19 protein-coding genes are annotated in these 22465 nt (G+C 73.3%); 8 read left to right on the forward strand and 11 right to left on the reverse strand.

The annotated features are described in order from the left end of the window. Positions 1–517 precede the first annotated feature (517 nt). The 3 genes from pepN to CEB94_RS10750 form a co-directional block, all read right to left on the reverse strand. The gene (pepN, locus tag CEB94_RS10740; protein WP_175431977.1) at positions 518–3010 is read right to left on the reverse strand and encodes an aminopeptidase N; all 2493 of its coding nucleotides are present in this window, start codon (positions 3008–3010) and stop codon (positions 518–520) included. Between the two features lie 68 nt (positions 3011–3078). Further along, positions 3079–3627, reverse strand: coding sequence for a response regulator (locus CEB94_RS10745; RefSeq protein WP_175431978.1), 549 nt, complete (start codon positions 3625–3627; stop codon positions 3079–3081). Between the two features lie 137 nt (positions 3628–3764). After that, a complete protein-coding gene (locus CEB94_RS10750; protein ID WP_175431979.1) occupies positions 3765–4115 on the reverse strand; it encodes a chorismate mutase in 351 nt (116 codons plus the stop codon). 345 nt (positions 4116–4460) lie between these two features. On the opposite strand from CEB94_RS10750, the gene CEB94_RS10755 reads away from it, so the two are divergent. After that, a complete protein-coding gene (locus CEB94_RS10755; protein ID WP_175431980.1) occupies positions 4461–5348 on the forward strand; it encodes a hypothetical protein in 888 nt (295 codons plus the stop codon). 452 nt (positions 5349–5800) lie between these two features. On the opposite strand, the gene CEB94_RS10760 is transcribed toward CEB94_RS10755, so the two are convergent. Together CEB94_RS10760 and CEB94_RS10765 are read right to left on the reverse strand one after the other, a co-directional pair. Then, positions 5801–6715, reverse strand: a complete 915-nt coding sequence (locus CEB94_RS10760) for an SDR family oxidoreductase (RefSeq protein WP_175431981.1) — start codon at positions 6713–6715, stop codon at positions 5801–5803. 1 nt (position 6716) lies between these two features. Beyond that, positions 6717–7475, reverse strand: coding sequence for an SDR family oxidoreductase (locus CEB94_RS10765; protein ID WP_175431982.1), 759 nt, complete (start codon positions 7473–7475; stop codon positions 6717–6719). Positions 7476–7529: 54 nt separating this feature from the next. Between CEB94_RS10765 and CEB94_RS10770 the strand changes: the two genes are divergently transcribed. From CEB94_RS10770 to CEB94_RS10785, 4 genes are read left to right on the forward strand one after another with little or no spacing between them, the layout of a single operon-like run. Next, positions 7530–8309: an enoyl-CoA hydratase family protein gene (locus tag CEB94_RS10770; RefSeq protein ID WP_175431983.1), complete on the forward strand. Its 780-nt coding sequence runs from the start codon at positions 7530–7532 to the stop codon at positions 8307–8309. Next, positions 8306–9142, forward strand: coding sequence for a CoA transferase subunit A (locus CEB94_RS10775; RefSeq protein WP_175431984.1), 837 nt, complete (start codon positions 8306–8308; stop codon positions 9140–9142). The genes CEB94_RS10770 and CEB94_RS10775 overlap by 4 nt, the downstream gene beginning before the upstream one ends. Then, positions 9139–9858: a CoA-transferase subunit beta gene (locus CEB94_RS10780; protein ID WP_175431985.1), complete on the forward strand. Its 720-nt coding sequence runs from the start codon at positions 9139–9141 to the stop codon at positions 9856–9858. Before CEB94_RS10775 ends, CEB94_RS10780 begins: the two co-directional genes overlap by 4 nt. Beyond that, positions 9855–10907, forward strand: a complete 1053-nt coding sequence (locus tag CEB94_RS10785; RefSeq protein ID WP_175431986.1) for an NAD(P)H-dependent flavin oxidoreductase — start codon at positions 9855–9857, stop codon at positions 10905–10907. Before CEB94_RS10780 ends, CEB94_RS10785 begins: the two co-directional genes overlap by 4 nt. Here CEB94_RS10785 and CEB94_RS10790 read toward each other — a convergent pair. Genes CEB94_RS10790 through CEB94_RS10800 form a run of 3 tightly spaced genes read right to left on the reverse strand, consistent with a single transcriptional unit; the run spans position 10891 to position 13514 of the window. Continuing rightward, on the reverse strand, positions 10891–12048 hold the full coding sequence (locus CEB94_RS10790; RefSeq protein ID WP_175431987.1) for an acetyl-CoA C-acetyltransferase: 1158 nt from the start codon (positions 12046–12048) through the stop codon (positions 10891–10893). The genes CEB94_RS10785 and CEB94_RS10790 overlap by 17 nt on opposite strands. A 23-nt stretch (positions 12049–12071) precedes the next feature. Next, positions 12072–12710, reverse strand: a complete 639-nt coding sequence (locus CEB94_RS10795) for a TetR/AcrR family transcriptional regulator (RefSeq protein ID WP_381108008.1) — start codon at positions 12708–12710, stop codon at positions 12072–12074. A gap of 15 nt (positions 12711–12725) precedes the next feature. After that, on the reverse strand, positions 12726–13514 hold the full coding sequence (locus CEB94_RS10800) for an SDR family oxidoreductase (RefSeq protein WP_175431988.1): 789 nt from the start codon (positions 13512–13514) through the stop codon (positions 12726–12728). 49 nt (positions 13515–13563) lie between these two features. Here CEB94_RS10800 and CEB94_RS10805 point away from each other — a divergent pair, with 49 nt between their 5' ends. Further along, a complete protein-coding gene (locus CEB94_RS10805) occupies positions 13564–14703 on the forward strand; it encodes an acyl-CoA dehydrogenase family protein (protein WP_175431989.1) in 1140 nt (379 codons plus the stop codon). 95 nt (positions 14704–14798) lie between these two features. Continuing rightward, positions 14799–15758, forward strand: coding sequence for an acyl-CoA dehydrogenase family protein (locus tag CEB94_RS10810; RefSeq protein ID WP_175431990.1), 960 nt, complete (start codon positions 14799–14801; stop codon positions 15756–15758). On the opposite strand, the gene qcrB is transcribed toward CEB94_RS10810, so the two are convergent. The 3 genes from qcrB to CEB94_RS10825 form a co-directional block, all read right to left on the reverse strand. Further along, the gene (gene qcrB / locus CEB94_RS10815) at positions 15733–17388 is read right to left on the reverse strand and encodes a cytochrome bc1 complex cytochrome b subunit (RefSeq protein WP_425472450.1); all 1656 of its coding nucleotides are present in this window, start codon (positions 17386–17388) and stop codon (positions 15733–15735) included. The genes CEB94_RS10810 and qcrB overlap by 26 nt on opposite strands. A 123-nt stretch (positions 17389–17511) precedes the next feature. After that, positions 17512–18246, reverse strand: a complete 735-nt coding sequence (locus CEB94_RS10820; protein ID WP_175431991.1) for a vWA domain-containing protein — start codon at positions 18244–18246, stop codon at positions 17512–17514. A 13-nt stretch (positions 18247–18259) separates the two neighbouring features. After that, on the reverse strand, positions 18260–18991 hold the full coding sequence (locus tag CEB94_RS10825) for an ABC transporter ATP-binding protein (protein WP_175431992.1): 732 nt from the start codon (positions 18989–18991) through the stop codon (positions 18260–18262). Between the two features lie 137 nt (positions 18992–19128). Between CEB94_RS10825 and CEB94_RS10830 the strand changes: the two genes are divergently transcribed. Beyond that, positions 19129–22464 carry an FtsX-like permease family protein gene (locus CEB94_RS10830; protein ID WP_175431993.1) on the forward strand — a complete coding sequence of 1112 codons (3336 nt, stop codon included), beginning with the start codon at positions 19129–19131 and terminating at the stop codon, positions 22462–22464. Position 22465: the final 1 nt, after the last annotated feature.

The raw sequence follows: 22465 nt of genomic DNA on the forward strand, positions 1-22465 counted from the left end.
GGGCGGCGCGCCCGAAGAGCCCAACGACCCAACCCGGGTGGAGGTACCTCCGTACGGGAAAACCGGTCGGGGTCGCTTGGCCGGCGGTGTCGGTTCTCGAGGCCGGCCGCGCCCGCGGTCTCAGGTCTCGGCGTCGGTCGCGGCCTGCGGTCTCAAGGTCTCGAAGCCGGCCCGCGGCCCGCGTCCCAGGCGGTGAAGGGGCGGGCTGTGTGGCGCGCCCCGGCGGCTCGCGCCGCCGCCAGCAGGCCGGGGGTTCGGCCGACAGGCCGGGAACACGGCTGGCAGGCCCGGAGTTCGACCGGCAGGCCGGGAGCGCGGCCGACAGGCCCGGGGTTCGACCGGCAGGCCGGGAGCGCGGCCGACAGGCCCGGGGTTCGACCGGCAGGCCGGGAGCGCGGCCGACAGGCCCGGGGTTCAGGTCGCCGCCCGCCTGGACATCTGCCCTCGAACAGGGCGGCCGGCACGCCGCATCAGCGGTGGGGGCCGGCCGCCCCGCAGGTGCGCCGGGTGGACGGTCCTAGTCCTTCCCGATCCCCTGGACCCGCAATGCCCGTGTCAGGTCGTCCAGTTGGTCGACGAGTTTGCGGCGCAGCGCCGGGATCGGGTCGGCGTCGCGCAGGCAGGCCTCGCCGAGGCGGAGGGTGTCCGGGTCGACGGCGTGCGCGGGGAAGGCCCAGCGGCCCGCCGCCTCGGCGATGGCGGGGCCTCGGCGGTCGGCGACGGCGAGGGCGTCGGGGTAGTAGCGCGCCACGTACTCGCGTACCAGGTCGGCCTGTTCGGGCTGCCAGAAGCCGCGGGCGGTGGCGGTGAAGAGGTAGTTGGACAGGTCGTCGGAGCCGAACATGGCCTCCCAGGCGCGGGCCTTGGCCTCGGGGTCGGGCAGGGCGGCCCGGCAGCGGGCGGCGCCTTCCTGGCCGGTGGCGCTCGGGTCGCGTTCCAGTTCGGCGGCGATGGCGGCCTCGTCGGTGGCGCCGAGGACGGCGAGCCGGGCGAGCACGCGCCAGCGCAGCTCGGGGTCGAGTTCCGGGCCGCCGGGGACGGTGCCGTCGGCGAGCCAGGCGGCGATGGTGTCGGGGTGGGCGGCCACGTCGATGCGGTGGCGTACGGCGATCAGGCGCAGGCCGGGGTTGTCGCCGTCTTCTGTGCGGCGGATGAGGTCGCGGCACAGTTCGGAGAGGGTGGCGAGTGCGGCGGGCCGCTCCTCGGGCGTGAGGTAGCGGTCGGCGATGTAGGTGGAGGCGAAGGCGAGCACACCTTGGACGATGGCGAGGTCCGTCTCCAGCGGGAGGTGGGCCCTGGCGGTCTCCAGGTAGGCGGCGGGGGCGAGTTCGCCGTCGCGGACGGCATCCCTCAGGGTGTTCCAGACGACCGCGCGGGTGAGCGGCCGGGGCAGGCCGGACAGCTCCTTGCGGACGGTTTCGAAGGACTCGGGGTCGAAGCGGACCTTGGCGTAGGTGAGGTCGCCGTCGTTGAGGAGGAGCAGGGCCGGCCGCTTGCCGATGGGGTGGGCGTCGGTCTGCGGGAGGTCCAGGTGGAGGCGTTCGCGCAGGACGAGCTGGCCGCCGTCGTCGCCGAGGTCGCGGTCGTAGAGGCCGGCGGCGATGCGGTGCGGGCGGCTGCCGGCGCGGTCGACGGTGAGGGCGCAGGTGCCGTGCTCGCCGGGGGTGATCCGCGGGGTGAGGGTGTCGACGCCGGTGGTGCGCAGCCAGGCGTCGGCCCAGGCGTGGACGTCGCGGTCGGTGGCGCCGGCGAGGTTGTCGATGAAGTCGGCGAGGGTGGCGTTGGCGAACTTGTGCCGGGCGAAGTGGGTGTTGATGCCGGCGAGGAAGTCCTTCTCGCCGAGCCAGGCGACCAGTTGCCGCAGGGCGCTGGCGCCCTTGGCGTAGGAGATGCCGTCGAAGTTGAGCAGGGCGGAGGCGGTGTCGTCGACGGCCTCGGGGGCGACGGGGTGGGTGGAGGGGCGCTGGTCGGCGTCGTAGCCCCAGGACTTGCGGGTGACGCCGAAGTCGGTCCAGGTGTCGGTGAAGCGGGTCGCTTCGGTGAGGGTCTGGTAGCCCATGTACTCGGCGAAGGACTCGTTCAGCCAGATGTCGTCCCACCACTTGAGGGTGACGAGGTCGCCGAACCACATGTGGGCCATCTCGTGGGCGATGACCATGGCGCGGGTCTGGCGTTCGGTGTCGGTGACGGCGGAGCGGTAGACGAACTCGTCGCGGAAGGTGACCAGGCCCGGGTTCTCCATGGCGCCGGCGTTGAACTCGGGGACGAAGGCCTGGTCGTAGGAGTCGAAGGGGTAGGGCTCGTCGAACTTCTCGTGGTAGCGGTCGAAGCAGGCGCGTGTGACGTCGAGGAGTTCGTCGCAGTCGGCGTCCAGGTAGGGGGCGAGGGAGCGGCGGCAGTGCAGGCCGAAGGGCAGGCCGCGGTGCTCGGTGCGTACGGAGTGCCAGGGGCCTGCGGCGACGGCGACGAGGTAGGTGGAGATCAGCGGTGTGGGGGCCGCCTTCCATACGCCGTCGGCCTGTTCGGTGATGCCGTTGGCGAGGACGGTCCAGTGCTGCGGGGCCTTCACCGACAGTTCGAAGACGGCCTTGAGGTCGGGCTGGTCGAAGGCGGCGAAGACCCGCTGGACGTCGTCCATGAACAGCTGGGTGTAGACGTAGGTCTCGCCGTCGGTGGGGTCGGTGAAGCGGTGCATGCCCTCACCGGTGCGGGAGTAGCGCATCCGCGCGTCCACGCGCAGTTCGTGCTCGCCGGCGGTGAGGTTGGGCAGGGCGAGCCGGTTGCCGTCCAGGGTTTCCGGGGCCAGGGGGTGTCCGTCGAGGGTGACGGAGCGCAGCTCGGCGGGCTTGAGCTCGACGAAGGTGTCCCCGTCCACGCGGGTGCCGAACCTGATCAGGGTGCGGGAGTCAAAGGTGTCGTCTCCGCAGGTCAGGTCGAGTTCGATCGTGTAGTGGTGGACGTCGAGGAAGTCTGCTCGGGTCTGCGCTTCGTCGCGCGTCAGTACGGACATGCGTGACATGCTGCCTGATGGCGTCGGCAAGGCACAGAGGCGGATCGGTACGTGCCCAATGTCCGGTCTTATGTGCGGTCCTTTTCGAGCTCCCCGGCGTGCGCCCCCATGGGCCGTTGCAGGGGGACGCGCGCGTCGGGGTGCGGCAGGCCGGGGCGGGGGTGTGCGGCGGTTTCGGTGTGCTCCCCGACGAGGGTGCGCAGGCGGTGCACTTCTCGTTCCAGGGCGAGATGGCGCCGGTGGGCGTCGTAGAGGTAGCGGACCTTGGTGCGCAGGGCCCAGGGGTCCACGGGTTTCAGGACGAGGTCGGCGACGCCGAGCCCGAAGGCGGTGGTGGTCAGTTCGTGGTCGGCGCCGAAGCCGGTGAGCAGGATGACGGGGATGTGCTGGGTCTGTTCCACGCGCCGCATGTAGCGCACGACTTCCAGCCCGCTGACGCCGGGCATGCGTACGTCGAGCAGCAGCAGGCCGACCTGGCCGCGCAGGACCTGCTTGAGTGCCTCGTCGCCGCTGGTGGCCCGGCTGAGCTGGTAGCCCAGCGGGGCCAGGGCGCTCTCCAGTGCGTACAGCGTGTCCTCGTGGTCGTCGACGATGAGGATCCTGGTATCCGACGGCATGGCCCGACGCCCCTCCCTCGTGGAGGACCAGAGTAGTCCGGGACACTGACGCGCAGTGCCCGTCAGTTGACATGCTGTGTAGAGCGCAGCATGCCCCCGGCGGGCCGCCGTGTCACTCCCCCGGGGCGCGCGTGGGGTCAGTTGGCGCCGGTGGCGGAGCCGTTGAGCGCCTCGTCCGCGATGCGCTCGTGGTGGCGGATGACCTCGGCGACGATGAAGTTCAGGAACTTCTCGGCGAAGGCCGGGTCCAGTTTGGCGCTCTCGGCGAGCGCGCGCAGCCGGGCGATCTGGCGGGCCTCGCGGGCCGGGTCGGCGGGCGGCAGCTGGTGCCGGGCTTTGAGGTGGCCGACCTGCTGGGTGCACTTGAAACGCTCGGCGAGCATGTGGACGACGGCCGCGTCGATGTTGTCGATGCTGTCGCGCAGCCGGGCGAGCTCTTCACGGACGGCGGGGTCGACGTCGCGGGAACCGGTGTTGCTGGTGGTCATGGGGCGTCAGCCTACGGGGACCACGCCGGGTGGCCGTGGGCCGTCTCATTCTTCGGCGGTAAGAGTCGCTTGTGGAAGTAGACGTCCTCGTGACCGCCGGGGACGCCTTCGATCCGGCCGCGTTCCCGGTAGCCGAGGCGTGGGTAGAAGCCGGGCGCTGAGGTCGTCGTCCCGGCCGCCCACCCGGAGCGCGGCGGCGACGGTGTGCTGTTCGCTGGTCACGGCCCGGATTCTGCCGGAGGTGCCGGGCGGCGACGACCGGTTTTCGCCGTGGTACGGCCCGTCCCCTGCGGGTCGCGTCCTCGTACAGTGGAACCGGGTTCAGGGGCGTCTTGGGGGTGAGGCGTGGCGAACGACGGGCCGGTCGAGCACGGCTACCCGCATCTGGAGACGGTGCGGGCCGCCATCACGGCGCTGTACAGGCGACTGTCGTACGACACCATCCAGACGTTCGCGACCAGTGTGGTCCCCGCCGACATGGCGTTCTGCGACACCGACGACCTGTATCTGGGGGCGCAGCGGGTGGCGCGCGAGCTGGTGCGGCACTACCGGCTGCCGGATGCCCGGCTGATCGTGAGCTTCCGGGAGATGCGGCACGCGGCGAACGTGGAGCTCGCGGCCGGGCCTGAGTACTTCGTGGAGCTGAACGACCGGTTCCGTTCGCATCGGCGGGACATCGGAGCGGCCCTCGCGCACGAGGTGATGCACGTGTACCTGCATCGCCTCGACCTGTCCTTCCCGGGCGTCCGGGACAACGAGATCCTCACGGACACGGCGACGACGTATCTGGGGGCGGGGTGGCTGCTGCTGGACGCGTACCGGGAGGACGGGGCGTCGTCGCAGAAGCTGGGGTATCTCACGCCGGAGGAGTTCGGCTATGTGCTGGCCAAGCGGGCGCTGGTCTTCGGCGAGGACCCGTCGGTGTGGTTCACCAGTGCGCAGGCGTACACGGCGTATGTGAAGGGGATGGAGCTGGCCCGCCGTGATGAGCAGCAGCCGCCGCTGACCGCGGCGGGGTGGGCGGGGCGGCGGCGGTACGCCCGGGACCGGCGGCACGGGCCGTCGGATCCGCCGCAGCCGGGGGTGCGGTACGCGTTCTCCCCTGACGGGGTCGGGCGGTTGCGGGTGTCGTTCCCCTGTCCTACGTGTCACCAGCGGATCAGGGTGCCGGTGCGGGGGCGGGTCAGGGCGCGGTGTGCGCTGTGCCGGAGCGTGCTGGAGTGCGACACGTAGGGCGCGCGGGGGCCCCTGCCATCCGGCCCGGAGCATGTGAGGCGGGCCGTGCTGTGCCCTTGCCATACGGCCCGGAGTGTCGAGGCGGCTGCGCTGTAGCCCGCCCCCAGACACCGGCGGCCTACGCTCCGGCCCGAAGCGTAGGAGGCTGGCGGGCGTGTGCCCCTGCCACCCGGCCTGGAACGTGCAGGGTGGGCTGGGCTGAAGCCCGACCCCTGGCCCCCGGCCCCGGCCCCGGCCCCGGCCCCGGCCTACGCTCCTGCCCGGAGCAGTACGAGGCAGGCGGGCGTGTGCCCCTGCCAGCCGGCCCGGAGCGTGCAGGGCGGGCTGTGCCGCAGCCCGCCCCCAGTCCCCCGGCCTACCCCCGCCCGACTCGCAAGCCGTCCCGGTTGCCTGTGAGGTGGGCTGTCCGTCGGTCCGGCGTCGTCGCGTGCGAGGTGCCTGCGTCTCCTCTAAGCGCCGTAGACGGCCCCGGGCACTCCCGTCTCCGCCAGCAGTTTCCGTGCCTGCTCCCCCGCCTCGGCCGGGCTCCACCGCCCTCCCTTGTCCGCGCTCGGCCCGGGCCTCCACCCCTCCATCACCGTGATCCGGCCGCCCTCCGTCTCGAAGACCCGGCCCGTCACCCCCGTGCTCGCCGCTGAGCCCAGCCAGACGACCAGGGGCGAGACGTTCTCCGGGGCCATGGCGTCGAAGCCCGAGTCGGGGGCCGTCATGGTGTCCGCGAAGGTGCGTTCCGTCATCCGGGTCCGGGCGGCGGGAGCGATCGCGTTGACCTGGACGCCGTAGCGGTGCAGTTCGGCCGCCGCGACCAGGGTCAGGGCGACGATTCCGGCCTTGGCGGCGCTGTAGTTGCCCTGCCCGACGGAGCCCAGCAGGCCCGCGCCGCTGCTGGTGTTGATGATCCGGGCCTCGGACCGGCGGCCCGCCTTCGCCTCGGACCGCCAGTGCGCGGCCGCGTGCCGCAGGGGCAGGAAGTGGCCCTTGAGGTGGACGCGTACGACCGCGTCGAAGTCGTCCTCGCCGAGGTTGACCAGCATCCGGTCCCGCAGGAAGCCCGCGTTGTTGACGAGGGTGTCCAGCCGGCCGTACGTCTCCAGGGCGGTCCGGACGAGCGAGGCGGCGCCCTCGGTCGTGGCGATGTCACCACCGTGCGGCACCGCCTCGCCGCCCGCCGCGCGGATCTCCTCGGCGACCCGGGCGGCAGGGCTGTCGGGGCCGGGGGTGCCGGGCGTGCCGTCGAGCCCGACCCCGAGGTCGTTGACGACCAGCCGTGCCCCCTCGGCCGCGAACGCGAGCGCGTGGGCCCGGCCGAGCCCACGCCCCGCGCCCGTCACGACCACGACCCGGCCGGCACAGATACCGCTCATGTCAGCTCTCCTTGTCCGCGGCAGGCGGGTGGCAGGCGGTGGCCGCGTCCAGGAACGCCGGCCGCTCCCCGCCGCCGTGCACGAGCAGGCTCGCCCCGCTGATGTACGCGGCGGCGTCGGACGCCAGGAACACGGCCGCGCCACCCACGTCGGACGGCTCGGCGAGACGCCCCAGCGGGACCGTGCGGGCGACGGCGGCGATGCCGTCCTCGTCGCCGTAGTGGAGGGGGGACAGTTCCGTGCGGACCATGCCCACGACGAGGGTGTTGACCCGGATGCCGGGCGCCCACTCCACGGCCATCGAACGGGCGAGGCTCTCCAGGCCCGCCTTGGCGGCACCGTAGGCGGCGGTGCCGGGCGAGGGGCGGCCGCCGCTGACGCTGCCGATCATGACGATCGAGCCCCTCGCCCGCCGGAGGTGCTCGTATGCGGCGAGGGACACGGTCAGCGGCGCGAGCAGGTTGAGCTCCACCACGCGCGCGTGCCGGTCCGCCCCGGCCTCGGTGAGCAGCCGGTGGGGTGCGCCGCCCGCGTTGTTGACGAGGACGTCCAGCCTGGGCAGAGCGGTGAACAGGCGCCCGACGGCGTGGGCGTCCCGGACGTCCAGCGGCACGAACTCGGTGCCGGGGAGCGGGACTTCCGGTGGCCGGCGGGCGCAGACCACGACTTCGGCGCCCGCCCGTACCAAGGCACGCGCGATGCCGGCGCCGACGCCGCGGGTACCGCCCGTGACGACGGCGACCTTCCCGTCCAGCTCCATGCACTGCTACCTTCCACCTAACAAACGTTTGGTGGAAAGGTAGCTGATGCGGCCATGGGTGTCTCCACCTCGTGCGGGGAAAAGGGCATCGTCGTCGTCACGGTCGACTTCCCGCCGGTGAACGCCCTGCCGGTGGCGGGCTGGTTCTCCCTGGCCGGCGCGGTGCGCGCGGCCGGACGCGACCCGGAGGTCCGGTGCGTGGTGCTGGCCGCCGAGGGGCGCGGGTTCAACGCGGGGGTGGACATCAAGGAGTTGCAGGCCGACGACCGGGAGCACAGCGCGCTGCGCGGCGCGAACAGCGGCTGCGCGGAGGCGTTCGCGGCGGTCTACGAGTGCGAGGTGCCGGTCGTGGCGGCCGTGCAGGGTTTCTGCCTGGGCGGCGGCATCGGCCTGGTGGGCAACGCGGACGCGATCGTGGCCAGCGAGGACGCGGTGTTCGGGCTGCCCGAGCTGAACCGCGGCGCCCTGGGCGCGGCCACGCACCTGGCCCGGCTGGTTCCCCAGCACCTCATGCGGGCCCTGTACTACACGGCGCGCACGGCGAGCGCGACCGACCTGCACGCGCACGGATCGGTGTGGCGGGTGGTGCCGCGTGGCGAACTGGGCGCCGCCGCACTGGAGCTGGCCCGGGAGATCGCCGCCAAGGACGGCCGGCTGCTCCGCCTGGCCAAGGCCGCGCTCAACGGCATCGACCCCGTGGACGTGCGGCGCAGCTACCGCTTCGAGCAGGGCTTCACCTTCGAGGCGGGCCTCAGCGGGGTGGGAGCGCGAGTGCGCGACAGCTTCGGGGACTCCGGCAGCCCCGGCACATCCGGTCAGGAGGGAGCGCGATGAGGGACAAGACGATGTCGGCGGACGAGGCCGTGTCCCGGCTGTCCAGCGGCATGACCCTCGGCATCGGCGGCTGGGGCTCGCGCCGCAAGCCGATGGCCCTGGTGAGAGGGCTGCTCCGGTCGGGGATCACCGACCTGACGGTCGTCTCGTACGGCGGCCCCGACGTGGGCATGCTGGCCGCGGCCGGGCGGATCCGGAGACTGGTCACGGCCTTCGTCACGCTCGACTCGATCCCCCTGGAACCGCACTACCGGGCGGCCCGCGAGCGGGGTGCCTTCGCACTGACGGAGATCGACGAGGCGATGTTCCTGTGGGGCCTGCGGGCGGCGGCGAACCGGCTGCCGTTCCTGCCGGTGCGGGCCGGATTCGGTTCGGACGTGATGCGGGTCAACCCCGGTCTGAGGACGGTCACTTCGCCGTACGAGGACGGGGAGACGTTCGTCGCCGTGCCCGCCCTGCGCATGGACGCGGCCCTGGTGCACGTCAACCGCGCGGACCGGTCGGGCAACGGGCAGTACCTGGGCCCGGACCCGTACTTCGACGACCTGTTCTGCGCGGCGGCCGACACGGCGTACGTGAGCTGCGAGCGGATCGTCGACACGGCCGAGCTGACGAAAGAGGGCCCGCCGCAGACCCTGCTGGTCAGGCGGCACACCGTCACCGGTGTGGTCGAGACCCCGAACGGGGCGCACTTCACGTCCTGCGCGCCCGACTACGGCCGGGACGAGGCCTTCCAGAAGACGTATGCGACCACGCCCTGGCCCGATTTCAAGGCCGGGTACCTCGGCGGGGACGAGCAGGCGTACCAGGCGGCCGTGCGGGAGGGCACATGAGCGGACCCACGCGCGCCGAGTACTGCGTGATCGCCTGCGCGGAGGCCTGGCGGGGCGACGGCGAGGTGCTGGCGAGCCCCATGGGGCTGATCCCCTCGATCGGCGCCCGGCTGGCCCGGCTCACCTTCGCGCCGGACCTGCTGCTGACCGACGGCGAGGCGCTGCTCGTCCGCCCGGACGGGACACCCGAGGGCTGGCTGCCGTACCGCGAGCATCTGGCCTGGGTCACGGGCGGGCGGCGGCACGTGATGATGGGTGCGAGCCAGATCGACCGCTACGGCAACCAGAACATCGCGTGCATCGGCGACTGGGAGCGGCCGAGGCGGCAGCTGCTCGGGGTGCGCGGCGCGCCGGTCAACACCCTCAACAACCCGACCAGTTACTGGATCCCGAGGCACTCCCGGCGGGTCTTCGTCGAGCGGGTCGACATGGTCTGCGGAGTCGGCTACGACCGTGCGGCCGGCGCGCGCTACCACCGCATCCCGCGCGTCGTCTCCGACCTGGGCGTCTTCGACTTCGCCACCACCGACCACTCGATGCGGCTGGCCTCGCTGCACCCGGGTGTCACGGTCGAGCAGGTCAGGGCGGCGACGGGCTTCGGGCTGACCGTCCCGGACGACGTACCGCCGACGCGTGAGCCGACCGCCGAGGAGCTCCGGCTGATCCGGGAGGTCGTCGACCCGGCCGGCGCCCGGGCCAGGGAGGTCGGCGCGTGAGGGAGACGGCACTGACCCGGCTCACCGGCGTCCGCCATCCGGTCGTGCAGACCGGGATGGGCTGGGTGGCCGGTCCCCGTCTGGTCTCCGCCACGGCGAACGCGGGCGCCCTCGGCATCCTGGCGTCCGCCACGATGACGCCCGGCCGGCTGCGCGAGGCCGTACGGGAGGTGAAGGCCCGGACCGACGCGCCGTTCGGGGTGAACCTGCGTGCCGACGCCGCCGACGCGGGCGACCGCGTCCGGATCCTGATCGAGGAGGGCGTCCGGGTCGCCTCGTTCGCCCTCGCCCCTTCCCGGGAGCTGATCGGCGAGCTCAAGGAGGCCGGTGTGGTCGTCATGCCGACCGTGGGGGCGCGGCGGCACGCCGAGAAGGTCGCGGCGTGGGGCGCCGATGCGGTGCTGGTGCAGGGCTCGGAGGGCGGCGGGCACACCGGCGAGGTGGCCACGACCGTGCTGCTGCCGCAGGTGGTGGACGCGGTGCCGATACCGGTCGTCGCGGCGGGCGGGTTCTTCGACGGGCGCGGGCTGGCCGCGGCCCTCGCCTACGGGGCGGCGGGCGTGGCGATGGGCACGCGGTTCCTGCTGACCTCCGACTCGACCGTGCCGGACGCGGTGAAGGCGCGGTACCTCGCGGCGACCGTGCGGGACGTGACGGTGACCCGGGCGGTGGACGGGCTGCCGCACCGCATGCTGCGTACGGAACTGGTGGCAGCCCTGGAGGGCGCCGGCCGGGCCGGGGCGCTGGTGCGGGCCGTGCGCGCGGCGGCCGGGTTCCGCAGGCTGTCCGGGCTGACCTGGCGGCAGCTGGCCCACGACGGGCTGGCCCTCAAGCACGGCAAGGACCTGTCCTGGAGTCAGGTGCTGCTCGCCGCGAACACTCCGATGCTGCTGAAGTCGGCGATGGTGGACGGCCGTACGGACCTGGGCGTGATGGCGTCCGGGCAGGTCGCCGGGGTGATCGACGACCTGCCCTCGTGCGCGGAGCTGGTGGAGCGGATCGTGAAGGAGGCCGAGGAGACGCTGAGGCGGCTCACAGCCGTTCGATGACCGTCACGTTGGCCTGGCCGCCGCCCTCGCACATGGTCTGCAGACCGAAGCGGCCGCCGGTGCGCTCCAGTTCGTGCAGCAGGGTCGTCATGAGTTTGACGCCGGTCGCGCCGAGGGGGTGCCCCAGGGCGATCGCGCCGCCGTTGACGTTGACCCGCTCCGGGTCGGCGCCGGTCTCCTTCAGCCAGGCCAGGACGACCGGGGCGAAGGCCTCGTTGATCTCGACGAGGTCGATGTCGTCGATGGTCAGGCCGGTCTTCTTCAGGGCGTGCGCGGTGGCCGGGATGGGGGCGGTGAGCATCCGGATCGGGTCCTCGCCGCGCACGGAGAGGTGGTGCACGCGCGCGCGGGGGGTGAGCCCGTGGTCGCGCACGGCCCGCTCGGAGGCCAGCAGCATCGCCGCCGCCCCGTCGGAGATCTGCGAGGAGCAGGCGGCGGTGACGGTGCCTCCGTCGAGGACGGGTTTGAGTCCGGCCATCTTCTCCAGGGAGGTGTCCCGGCGCGGCCCCTCGTCGGCGGTGACCTCCCCGTAGGGCACGCTCTCGCGGGCGAAGCGGCCCTCGTCGATGGCGAGCACCGCCCGCTGGTGGGAGCGCAGGGCGAACTCCTCCTGGTCCTGCCGGGTGATCCCCCACTTCGCGGCGATCATCTCGGCGCCCACGAACTGGTTGACGGGCTGGTCCCCGTACCGTGCCCGCCAGCCGGCGCTGCCCGCGAAGGGGCCCTGCGTCAGCCCGAGCGGTTCGGCGGCCTGCCGGGTGGCGAAGGCGATGGGGATCATCGACATGTTCTGCACCCCGCCGGCGACCACCAGGTCCTGGGTGCCGGACAGCACGGCCTGCGCCGCGAAGTGCACGGCCTGCTGCGAGGAGCCGCACTGCCGGTCGACGGTCACGCCCGGCACCTCCTCGGGCAGCCCGGCCGCCAGCCAGCAGGTCCGCGCGATGTCCCCGGCCTGCGGCCCGACCGCGTCCAGGCAGCCGAGGACGACGTCCTCCACGGCGGCCGGGTCGGCGCCCGAGCGGCTCATCAGCTCTCCCAGGACGTGCGCGCCGAGGTCGGCCGGGTGGACCGCGCTCAGTCCTCCCGCGCGTCGCCCGACGGGCGTCCGGACGGCTTCGACGATGTAGGCCTCGGCCATGACAACTCCCTGGCAAGTAGGGGCTATTCGCGTACGGCGATCCCGTCCAGCACCATCGACAGGTACTGCCGGGCGATCTCGTCCGGGCTGTGCTGTCCGCCCGGCCGGTACCAGGACGCGGCGACCCACACCGTGTCGCGCACGAACCGGTAGGTGAGCCGGACGTCGAGGTCGGCCCGGAAGGCCCGCTCGGCGACGCCGCGCTCCAGCGTGGACAGCCAGGCCTTCTCGAACCTGCGCTGCGACTCGGCGAGGAACGCGAACCGCTCCTGCGCCACGAGCTGCCTGCTCTCCTTCTGGTAGATCGCGACGGCCGCGCGGTGCCGGTCGATCTCCCGGAACGACTCGGTGACCAGGGCCTGAAGCGTCTCGCGCGGCCCGAGCCCGGCGGCCAGGACGGTGTCGTAGCCGTCCCACAGCTCGTCGAGGAAGGTGCGCAGGATCTCCTCCAGCATCGACTCCTTGGAGTCGAAGTGGTAGTAGAGGCTGCCTGCGAGCATCCCCGCGTGGTCCGCGATCTTGCGGACGGTGGTGGCGTTGTAGCCCTGCTCGGCGAAGACCTCGGCGGCGGTGCCGAGGAGTTCGCCGCGGCGGTCGCGGGCGGCGGCAGCGGCTGGGGGCTCGGTGGCGGTCACCTGGGGATTCTTCTTCGTAGGAGGCACGGGTCCATTGTCGTCCTAGGCGTGCCGGCTGCTGACGGACACCACTTCTCCCGTCATGTACGAGGAGTAGCGGGACGCCAGGAACACGATCACGTTGGCCACCTCCCAGGGCTCGGCGTGCCGCCCGAAGGCCTCTCGGGCGGTCAGCTCGGCGAGCAGCTCGGGCGTGGTCACCTTCACCAGGTGGGGGTGCATGGCGAGGCTGGGCGCCACGGCGTTGACCCGCACCCCGTACCCGGCCGCCTCGACCGCCGCACACCGGGTCAGCGCCATCACGCCCGCTTTGGCGGCGGCGTAGTGGGCCTGCCCGGCCTGGGCGCGCCAGCCGACGACGGAGGCGTTGTTGACGATCACTCCGCCGCCGGTGCCCTTCATGTGCCGGAGCGCGGCCCGCACGCACCGGAACGTGCCGTTCAACGTCACGTCCAGGACGCGGGACCACTGCTCGTCGGTCATGTCGACCAAGTCCGCCGTGCCGCCGAGGCCGGCGTTGTTGACCACGACGTCGAGGCGGCCGTGCTCCGCCGCGGCCGTCTCGAAGAGCACGCGTACCTGCGTCTCGTCGGTGACGTCGCAGGGCACCGCGGTGACCGACGTTCCGCCGAACTCACCGGCCAGCCGCGCCTCGTACTCCTTGAGACGGCGCGCGTGCGCGTCGCTGATCAGCACCCGCGCGCCCTCCTCCAGGAAGCGCCGCGCCGTGGCCCCGCCGATCCCCGCGCCGGCCGCCGCGGTGACGACGGCGGTCCGTCCCTTCAGCAGGCCGTGGCCGGGCACGTACGACGGACTCTCGACGTCTGTCATGGGTTCACGCTAACCTACCAAACACTTGTTAGGGAAGAAGGGAGCGGTCGTGGACCTGGCGTTCTCCCCTGCGGACGAGGAGTTCCGCGCAAAGGTGCGGGAGTGGCTGCACGCGCACGTGCCGCGCGTACCCCTGCCCTCCCTGGAGACCGAGGAGGGCTTCGCCGCGCACCGCTCCTGGGAGGCGGAGCTCGCCGCGGACCGCTGGTCAGTGGTCAACTGGCCGTCTCGGTACGGCGGCCGTGACTCGGGGCTCGTGCGGTGGCTGCTCTTCGAGGAGGAGTACTGGGCGGCGGGCGCACCGGGCCGCGTCGGTCAGAACGGCATCCAGCTGCTGGCCCCCACCCTCCTCGATCACGGCACCGAGGAGCAGCGGACCCGGGTCCTGCCCCCGATGGCCTCCGGGGAGGTGGTCTGGGCGCAGGCCTGGTCGGAACCCGAGGCCGGTTCGGACCTGGCGTCCCTGCGGGCGAAGGCCGTGCGCACGGACGGCGGCTGGCTGCTGACCGGCCAGAAGACCTGGTCCTCCCGGGCCGCGTTCGCCGACCGCGCCTTCGGCCTGTTCCGCAGCGACCCGGACGCGGCGAGGCCCCACCAGGGTCTGACGTACCTGATGTTCGGCCTGCGCGCTCCCGGGGTCACGGTCCGCCCGATCGCCCGTCTGGACGGCAAGCCGGCCTTCGCGGAGCTGTTCCTGGACGAGGTGTTCGTGCCCGATGAGGACGTGATCGGCGAGCCGGGCCAGGGCTGGCGGATCGCGATGTCGACGGCTGGCAGCGAACGCGGTCTGATGCTCCGCTCCCCCGGCCGTTTCCTCGCCGCCGCGCGCCGGCTGGAGGAGCTGTGGCGGGAGCGGGGCAGCCCGGAGGCGGCGCGCGGCCGGGTGGCCGACGCGCTGATCGGCGCCCGCGCCTACCAGCTCTTCACGTACGCGGCCGCCTCCCGCTTCCTGGAGGGCGAGGCCGTCGGCCCGGAGTCGAGCCTCAACAAGGTCTTCTGGTCCGAACTGGACCTCGCGCTGCACGAGACGGCCCTCGACCTGCTCGGCCCCGAGGGCGAGAGGGCGGACACCGACTGGGCGGAGCGGTACGTCTTCGCCCTCGCCGGACCGCTCTACGCGGGCACGAACGAGATCCAGCGCGACATCATCGCCGAGCGCCTGCTCGGCCTGCCGAAGGGACGCCGCTGATGCCGGGGACTCTGCGGAAGGAGCGCCTGTGATGCCGGGGACTCCGCATGAGGAGCGCCTCTGATGCCGGGAACTCCGTATAAGGGGCGTCTCTGATGCGCTTCCTCCTCGATCCCGAGCAGCGGGCCTTCGCCGCGTCGCTGGACGCCCTGCTGACGGCGGCGGACACCCCGGCGGTGATACGGGCCTGGAGCCGGGGCGACCATGCGGGCGGGCGGGCACTGTGGTCCCGTGTCGCCGGAGCGGGCGTGTTCGCGCTGGCGGTGCCGGAGGCGTACGACGGGCTGGGCCCGCGACCCGTCGAACTGGCCGTGGCCTTCGTGGAGCTGGGCCGCCACGCGGTGCCAGGACCGCTGGTGGAGACGGTCACGGCGGCGGCGCTCCTCACGGGGGCCGGCCCCGAGATCGCCGAACGGCTGCTGCCGGCACTGGCATCCGGCGAGACGATGGCGACGGTGGCCCCCGAAGGTGCGTACGCCCTGGACGGCGACGCGGCCACCCTCCGGCTCTCCTGGGAGCCCGACGGCGTCCGCCTCTCCCCCGGCCACGGCCCCGTCCTGCCCTCCCTCGACCCGGCCCGCCGCCTCACCCCCCTGACCCCCGGCGGTGAGCTCCTCGGTCCGCCCCCGGAAGAGGCCCTCACCTGGGCCCGCCTCGCCACCGCCGCGCAAGCCCTCGGCGTGGGCCTCTCTCTGCTCGGCACAACCGTCGGATACGTCAGACGGCGCACCCAGTTCGGCGTCCCCGTCGGATCGTTCCAGGCGGTCAAGCACCGGCTGGCCGATGCGAGGACGGCCCTGGAGTTCGCGCGTCCCCTGCTCTTCGGTGCCGCGCTCACGATGCGTCCGGCCGACGTCGCCGCCGCCAAGGCCGCCGCGTGCGAGGCGGCGTACGCCACCGCCCGTACCGCGCTGCAACTGCACGGGGCGATCGGCTACACCGCGGAGTACGGCCTGTCGCTGTGGCTGACCAAGGCCCGGGCCCTGCGCACGGCCTGGGGCGATCCCGAGGCGTGCCGGGCCCTGGTCGTCAGTGCCGGTGATCGCCGCTGGTGATCTCCCGGTACTCCTCCACCGTCGGCTTCTCGATCCGCGCGTCGGGCCCGAACATGGCCTTCGCCAGCCGGGCACGCAGCCGCTCGGACCGCTTGACCCTGCGGCGGACACCCCCCGCGTCGACCTCGCGCCCGACCTCGTACGGCGGTTTCTGCTCGTGCTGGGTGAGCGTGAACAGGTCGGCCTGGGTGAGGGGCTCGTGGACCTCGATGTACTCGCCGGTCGGCAGCCGCCTGATGGTGCCGCTCTCCCGGCCGTGCAGCACCATGGCACGGTCGCGGCGCTGCAGACCCATGCAGATCTTCTTCGTGACGATGAAGGCGGCGACCGGCAGCACGAAGGCGCCGATCCGCACGAACCACGTGATCACGTTGATGGACAAATGCAGATGGGTGGCGACGATGTCGTTGCCGCCGCCGATCAGCAGTACCGCGTACAAGGTCAGCCAGGCCACGCCGAGGCCGGTGCGCACGGGCGCGTTGCGCGGCCGGTCCAGGATGTGGTGCTCGCGTTTGTCGCCGGTGATCCACGCCTCGATGAAGGGGTAGACGCCGAGGGCGAGCAGGATCAGCGGGAAGAGCGAGAAGGGAATGAACACGCCGAGGACGAGCGTGTGCCCCCAGAGGTTGATCTCCCATCCCGGCATCACCCGGATCAGCCCCTCGGAGAAGCCGAGGTACCAGTCGGGCTGGGCGCCGGTGGTGACCAGGTCGGGGCGGTAGGGGCCGAACGCCCACACGGGGTTGATCTGGGCGATCGCGCCCATCACCGTCAGGACGCCGAAGACGAGGAAGAAGAACCCCCCGGCCTTGGCCAGGTAGACCGGCAGGAAGGGCATCCCGACGACCGAGCGCTCCTTGCGTCCCGGGCCCGGGAACTGGGTGTGCTTGTGGTAGAAGACCAGGATCAGATGGGCGGTCACCAGGCCCAACATGATCCCGGGCAACAGTAGGACGTGGACGGGGTACAGCCGCGAGATGATGTCCTCACCCGGGAACTCCCCGCCGAACAGGAAGAACGCCACGTACGTCCCGACGATCGGGATGGACAGGATGGCGCCGTGCGCGAAGCGGAGGCCGGTGCCGGACAGCAGGTCGTCGGGCAGGGAGTAGCCGGTCAGGCCGGTGATGATGCCGAGCATCAGCAGGGTCCAGCCGAACACCCAGTTCAGCTCGCGCGGTTTGCGGAAGGCGCCCGTGAAGAACACCCGCATCATGTGCACCAGCATGCCGGTGATGAACACCAGCGCCGCCCAGTGGTGGATCTGCCGGATCAGCAGCCCGCCGCGCACATCGAAGCTGATGTCCAGGGTGGACTCGAACGCCCTGCTCATGAGAACGCCGTTGAGCTCCGTGTAGGTGCCGTCGTAGACGACCTCCTGCATGCTCGGCTCGAAGAACAGGGTGAGGTAGACGCCGGTGAGGATCAGCACGACGAAGCTGTAGAGGGTGACCTCGCCCAGCATGAAGGACCAGTGGTCCGGGAAGACCTTGCGCATGTTGGCCTTGGCCAGGGCGTAGAGCCCCAGCCGCCCGTCCGCCCAGTCGGCGAGCTTCTCGCCCTGGCCGGCGGGAGGTCTCCGGTCAGCGGATTGCGTCCCGTACATCCGTCGTGCGCCGTCGTCGCCCATACGTCGTCGCCTCCCGGTCGGATCCTTCCCAGCGTGGCACGGCGCCGCGGCCGTGCAAACGGGGCGTACGGGCGGTTGGGCCAAGGGGCGGAGCGGGTTGGGCCGGGGAGGCGAGCGGGCGGCTCAGCTGCTGCCGGGGTCCCTCACGATGCCCTGCGCCCGTGCGGCCACGAGCCACTTCGGGAACTCGCCCACCAGCCGGTCGTACAGCTCGGCGTCCGAGACCTTCCGCGGATCCGCCCCCGCGTGGAAGAACCCGGCGTTGTCGACGACCCGCTTGCCCGGCACGGCCAGCTCGTCGAGCTTGCGCAGGAAGTCGAACTGCCTGCTGCCCGGGTCGCCGAACCCGACGAACTGCCAGAACAGCGGGAGCCCGGCCGCTTTGCAGAGGTACCGCTCGGCGGCGAGCTTGTTGATCGGCCCGCCGTCGGTCTGGAAGACGACCAGGGCGGGCTCGGCCGCCCCGCTGTCGAGGTAGTGGTCGATCACGGCGTCCATCGCCAGGTGATAGCTGGTCTTCCCCATGTGCCCGAGCCCGGCCACGATCCGCTCGACCCTTCCGCGGTGGTCGGCGAGCGCGATGTCGGTGACGGCGTCGACGTCGGTGGAGAAGAACACCACGGGCACGCTGCCGTCGTCGTCCAGATGCGCCGACAGCCCGAGCACCCGGTCGGCCAGCGCCTGCACACTGCCGTCCTTGTAGTACGGCTTCATCGAGCCGGAGTGGTCGACCACGAGGTAGACCGCGGCCCGCAGCCCGCCGAGGCCGTGCTTCGCGAGGGACACCCCGGCGCTCTTGTAGAGGTTCACCAGGGACGGAGCGGTCTCTTCGACCTTGGTGAGAGTGATCGCGGCCATGGCCCGCATCCTCTCACTCCTCGACGACCACTCCGTCGCTCAGTTCCAGCACCCGGTCGGCCAGACCGAGGAGTTGCGGGTCGTGGGTGGCGACGAGGGCCGTGACGCCCTCGCTGCGGACCACCGCCCGCAGCAGCTCCATCACCGCCAGGCCGGTGGCGGCGTCGAGCTGGCCGGTCGGCTCGTCGGCGAGCAGCAGGGCCGGGCTGTTGGCGAGCGCCCGGGCGATGGCGACCCGCTGCTGCTGCCCGCCGGACAGCTCGGCGGGCCGCTGTGCCTCGTGTCCGGCCAGTCCCACCAGGGCGAGCAGCAGCGCCACCCGCTCCTCGCGCTCACGCGGCCCGGTCCGGCGCAGCCGCAGCGGCACGCCCACGTTCTCGGCGGCGGTGAGGATGGGGATGAGCCCGAAGGACTGGAAGACGAAGCCGATGCGGTCGCGGCGCAGTTCCAGCAGCTCGTTCTCACTCAGCGCCGACAGGTCGGCGCCGGCCACGACGACACGGCCGCTGTGCGGGGAGTCGAGACCGCCGATCAGATGGAGCAGCGTCGACTTGCCGGAGCCTGAGCGGCCCTTGAGAGCGACCAGCTCACCGCGCCGGACGGTGAAGGACACCCCGCGCAGCGCGTGCACGGCCGCCGCGCCCGTGCCGTAGGAGTGGTGCACGTCCTCCACCCGTAGCATCGGCCCGCCGGATGCGTCGTCGGCGAGGGTGGCACCGGGCCGCGGGCTGGTGTTCTCGGTCATCACCGCATCCCATACGGAAGCGGTCCGGGCGGTCAAGGGCCGGACGACCCGCGTTCGAACTCATGTGCCGGGCCCGTAACTCCGTGATATGCATGCCGGGTTGGGGAACAGCGGCTCGGCCATCGGGTGGGGGAAGAGTGACGGGCTTACTGCTGCTGCGCCTGCGCGCGCATCGGCTGCTGCTCACGGCCGCCCTGCTCGCCGTCCTGCTGACCACCTCGGTTCTCGCCACCCTCGCGGCCTTCTCCGGCTCCGTCGGGAACGCGGCGCTGCGCGGCACCCTGAGCGGCCGGGCCGCGGTGCCCGCCTCCCTCGTCGTCGAGGCGGACGTGCCCCGGGAGCGGCGGGACGCGGCGCACCGGACCGTGGTGCGCGGGGCGCGGGAGGCCTTCGGCGGGCTGCCGGTGACCGTGCGGAGGCTGGAGCGGTCCGGGCCGTACGCGCTGCCCCGGTCCCTGCGGGACGCGGACGCCCGGGCCGGGCAACCCGACCTCACGTATCTCGCCGCCCTCGACCGGTCCAGGATCAGACTGGTCTCGGGCGCCCTGCCCGGCCCGGCCCGGGCGGGCGGTGAGACCGCCGTGCCCGTCGCCCTGCCCGAGGCGGCCGCCGACCGGCTGAAGCTGCGGTCCGGAGCGCACCTCGCGCTCACCGACCGGCTGGGCGGCGCACCGATCCGGGTACGGGTGACGGGGGTGTACCGGGCGGCCGACGGCTCGGATCCCTACTGGCAGGCGGACACCGTCGGCGGCCAGGGCGTACGCACCCTCGCCTTCACCACCTACGGGCCGCTGCTGGCCGACGCGTCGGTGCTCGCCTCCGGCCGCGCCTCCGTGGACAACACCGGCTGGGTGGCGACGGCCGACTACCGCACCGTCACCACCGACGGCATCGGCGCGCTCCGCGCGGATGCCGTGCGCGCGGCCGGGGCGCTGCGCAAGGACCCGGTGCTCGGAGGCGACGCGACCGTGCGCACCGGGCTGCCGGAGCTGCTCGACCGGACCGGGCGGGCCCTGCTGGTGTCCCGGTCCACCTTGATGATCGTCTCCGTGCAGCTGGTCCTGCTCGCCGGGTACGCGCTGCTGCTGGTGGCCCGGCTGCTGGACAGCGAACGGGCGGGCGAGACCGAGCTGCTGCGCGCCCGGGGCAGCTCGCGCGGCCGGATCGCGGGGCTCGCCGCGCTGGAGGCGCTGCTGCTGGCGGTACCGGCCGCGGTCTGTGCCGCGCTGATGTCCGGCCCGCTGGCCCGGCTGCTGGCCCGCTGGTCCTCGCTCGACCGGATCGGGCTGCGGCTGGAGGCCGCCCCGTCGGGCGGGGTCTGGCTGGTCGCGGGCGGTGTGGCGCTGGCGTGCGGTGTGGCGGTCGTGGCGCCCGCGCTGGCGGCGACGGCAGGCGTACCCGCACGGCTGCGGCGCGTGCGTGCCGCCACGACGGCCGCGCCCGTGCGCGCCGGAGCCGATGCCGGGCTGCTGCTGATCGCGGGCGTGGCGTACTGGCAGCTCCAACGGCAGACCGCGGCGAGCGACGGCGGTGTGCTCAGCCGGGACCGGGCCGGACAGCTGGGCATCGATCCGCTGCTGGTCGCGGCGCCCGCGCTGGCGCTGCTGGCGGGCACAGTGCTGACGCTGCGTCTGCTGCCGCTCGCGGCCCGGCTCGCGGAGCGGCGTTCGGCGAGCGGGCGCGGGCTGCCGGCGGCGCTGGCGGGCTGGCAGTTCAGCCGGCGCCCGCTGCGCGGAGCGGGTCCGGTGCTGCTGCTTGTCATCGCCGTGGCGACCGGGATGCTGGCGATCGGGCACGGCGCGTCCTGGGACCGGTCGCAGGACGACCAGGCCGACTTCAGGACGGGCGCCTCCGTACGGGTTCTCGACTACAGGCCGGGCAGTCCCGGACAGACCGGCCTCTACGCCGCGCTGCCCGGGGCCCGGGACGCCGCTCCCGCGCACCGCACCGGCCTGACCCTGTCCGGCGGTCGTGACGCGACGGTCCTCGCCCTGGACACGGCCCGTGCCGCGGACGGGATGCTGATGCGGGGCGATCTCGCCGACGAGCCCGCGGCGAAGCTGCTGCGGACACTGGCCCTGCCCGAGCAGGACGCGGACCGGGCGATACGGCTGCCCGACGGCACCCGGCGGCTCGGCCTCGACGTGCGGATCACCGACCTGCGGGCCCGGACGGGACAGTCTCCTTCCGGCCGCGCGCCCCAGCTCACGGTGGTCGTCGAGGACCGGTACGGCATCTCTTACCGGCTGGGCGCCGGAGAGGTCCCGGTGGACGGACGGGTTCACCCGGTCGCGCTCGACCTGGGCGTGACGGCGACGGGCCGCCGCGCCGCCCCGGCCGGGCCGCTGCGGCTGACCGGGCTCCAGCTCGACGACACCGCGCCCGTCGGCCGCGCCGAACGGCACCGGTTCACCGTCGAACGGCTGCGAGCCACCGGCCGCGACGGCGCCGCGCGGACCGTTCCCGCACCCGACGGGACGCGCTGGCGGGGCGGCTGGACGGTGACGGAGAACGGCACCGTCCTCGCCCGTGCGGTCATGAAGCCCACCGTGTCGGGGACCGCGCCGCTGACCGTGTCGTACGGCACCGGCGCCGACCCCGACGAGAGCTTCAACGCCGCCCCGCTCTACACCGTTCGTGTCACCACCGCAGGGGACGGGGCGCCGCGGAGCATCGCCGCCGTCGCCACCCGGGACTTCCTGCGGGCGGCGGGGGCCGGGCCGGGCGACACCATCGACGTACCGCTGTCCGGGGAGCAGCTGCGGGTGCGGATCGTCCGGACGGTCGAGGAGCTGCCGACCACCGGCCCCGGACCGGACGCAGAGACGACGGACGGCGGGGCGCTGCTGCTCGATCTGCGGGCCGTCGACGCCGTGCTGGCCCAGCGGGCCGCCGCGCCGCTCGGCCCCACGGAGTGGTGGGTGAGCGCGGCCCCCGGCAAGGCGGCCGAGGTCGCCGCCGCTCTGCGGGCGCGCCCGGACCTCGAACCGCAGCAGGTCCTGGTGCGGGACGAGACCGCGGCCGAACTGCTGCGCGATCCGCTCGGTGCCGGGCCGCGCTCGGCGCTGACGGCGGTGGCGGTGGCCGCGGCGGCCCTGGCCGCCGGGGGCTTCGCGGTGAGCGCCGCCGGTGCGCGGCGGGAGCGGTCCGCGGAGTTCGCGGTGCTGCGCGCCCTGGGCACCTCCCGCCGGGATCTCGCCCGGCTGGTCGCGACGGAGCAGAGCCTGCTCGTCGGCGCCGGGCTGCTCGCCGGGCTGGGTCTCGGCACCCTCCTGACCCGGGCCGTCGTACCGCTGATCGTCCTGACCTCCGACGCGGGGCGGCCGGTCCCGCCCGTCCTCGTCGAACTCCCGGTGCACCGGGTCGCCCTGCTCCTCCTGGGGGTGGCCGCCCCGCTGCTGCTGATCACCGCCGGTTCGGCGCTGCGCCGTGCCGAACCGGCGGTCGCGCTCCGCCACCAGGGGGAGGACTGAG

It is taken from the genome of Streptomyces hawaiiensis (assembly GCF_004803895.1).
In the GTDB taxonomy this organism is placed as follows: domain Bacteria; phylum Actinomycetota; class Actinomycetes; order Streptomycetales; family Streptomycetaceae; genus Streptomyces; species Streptomyces hawaiiensis.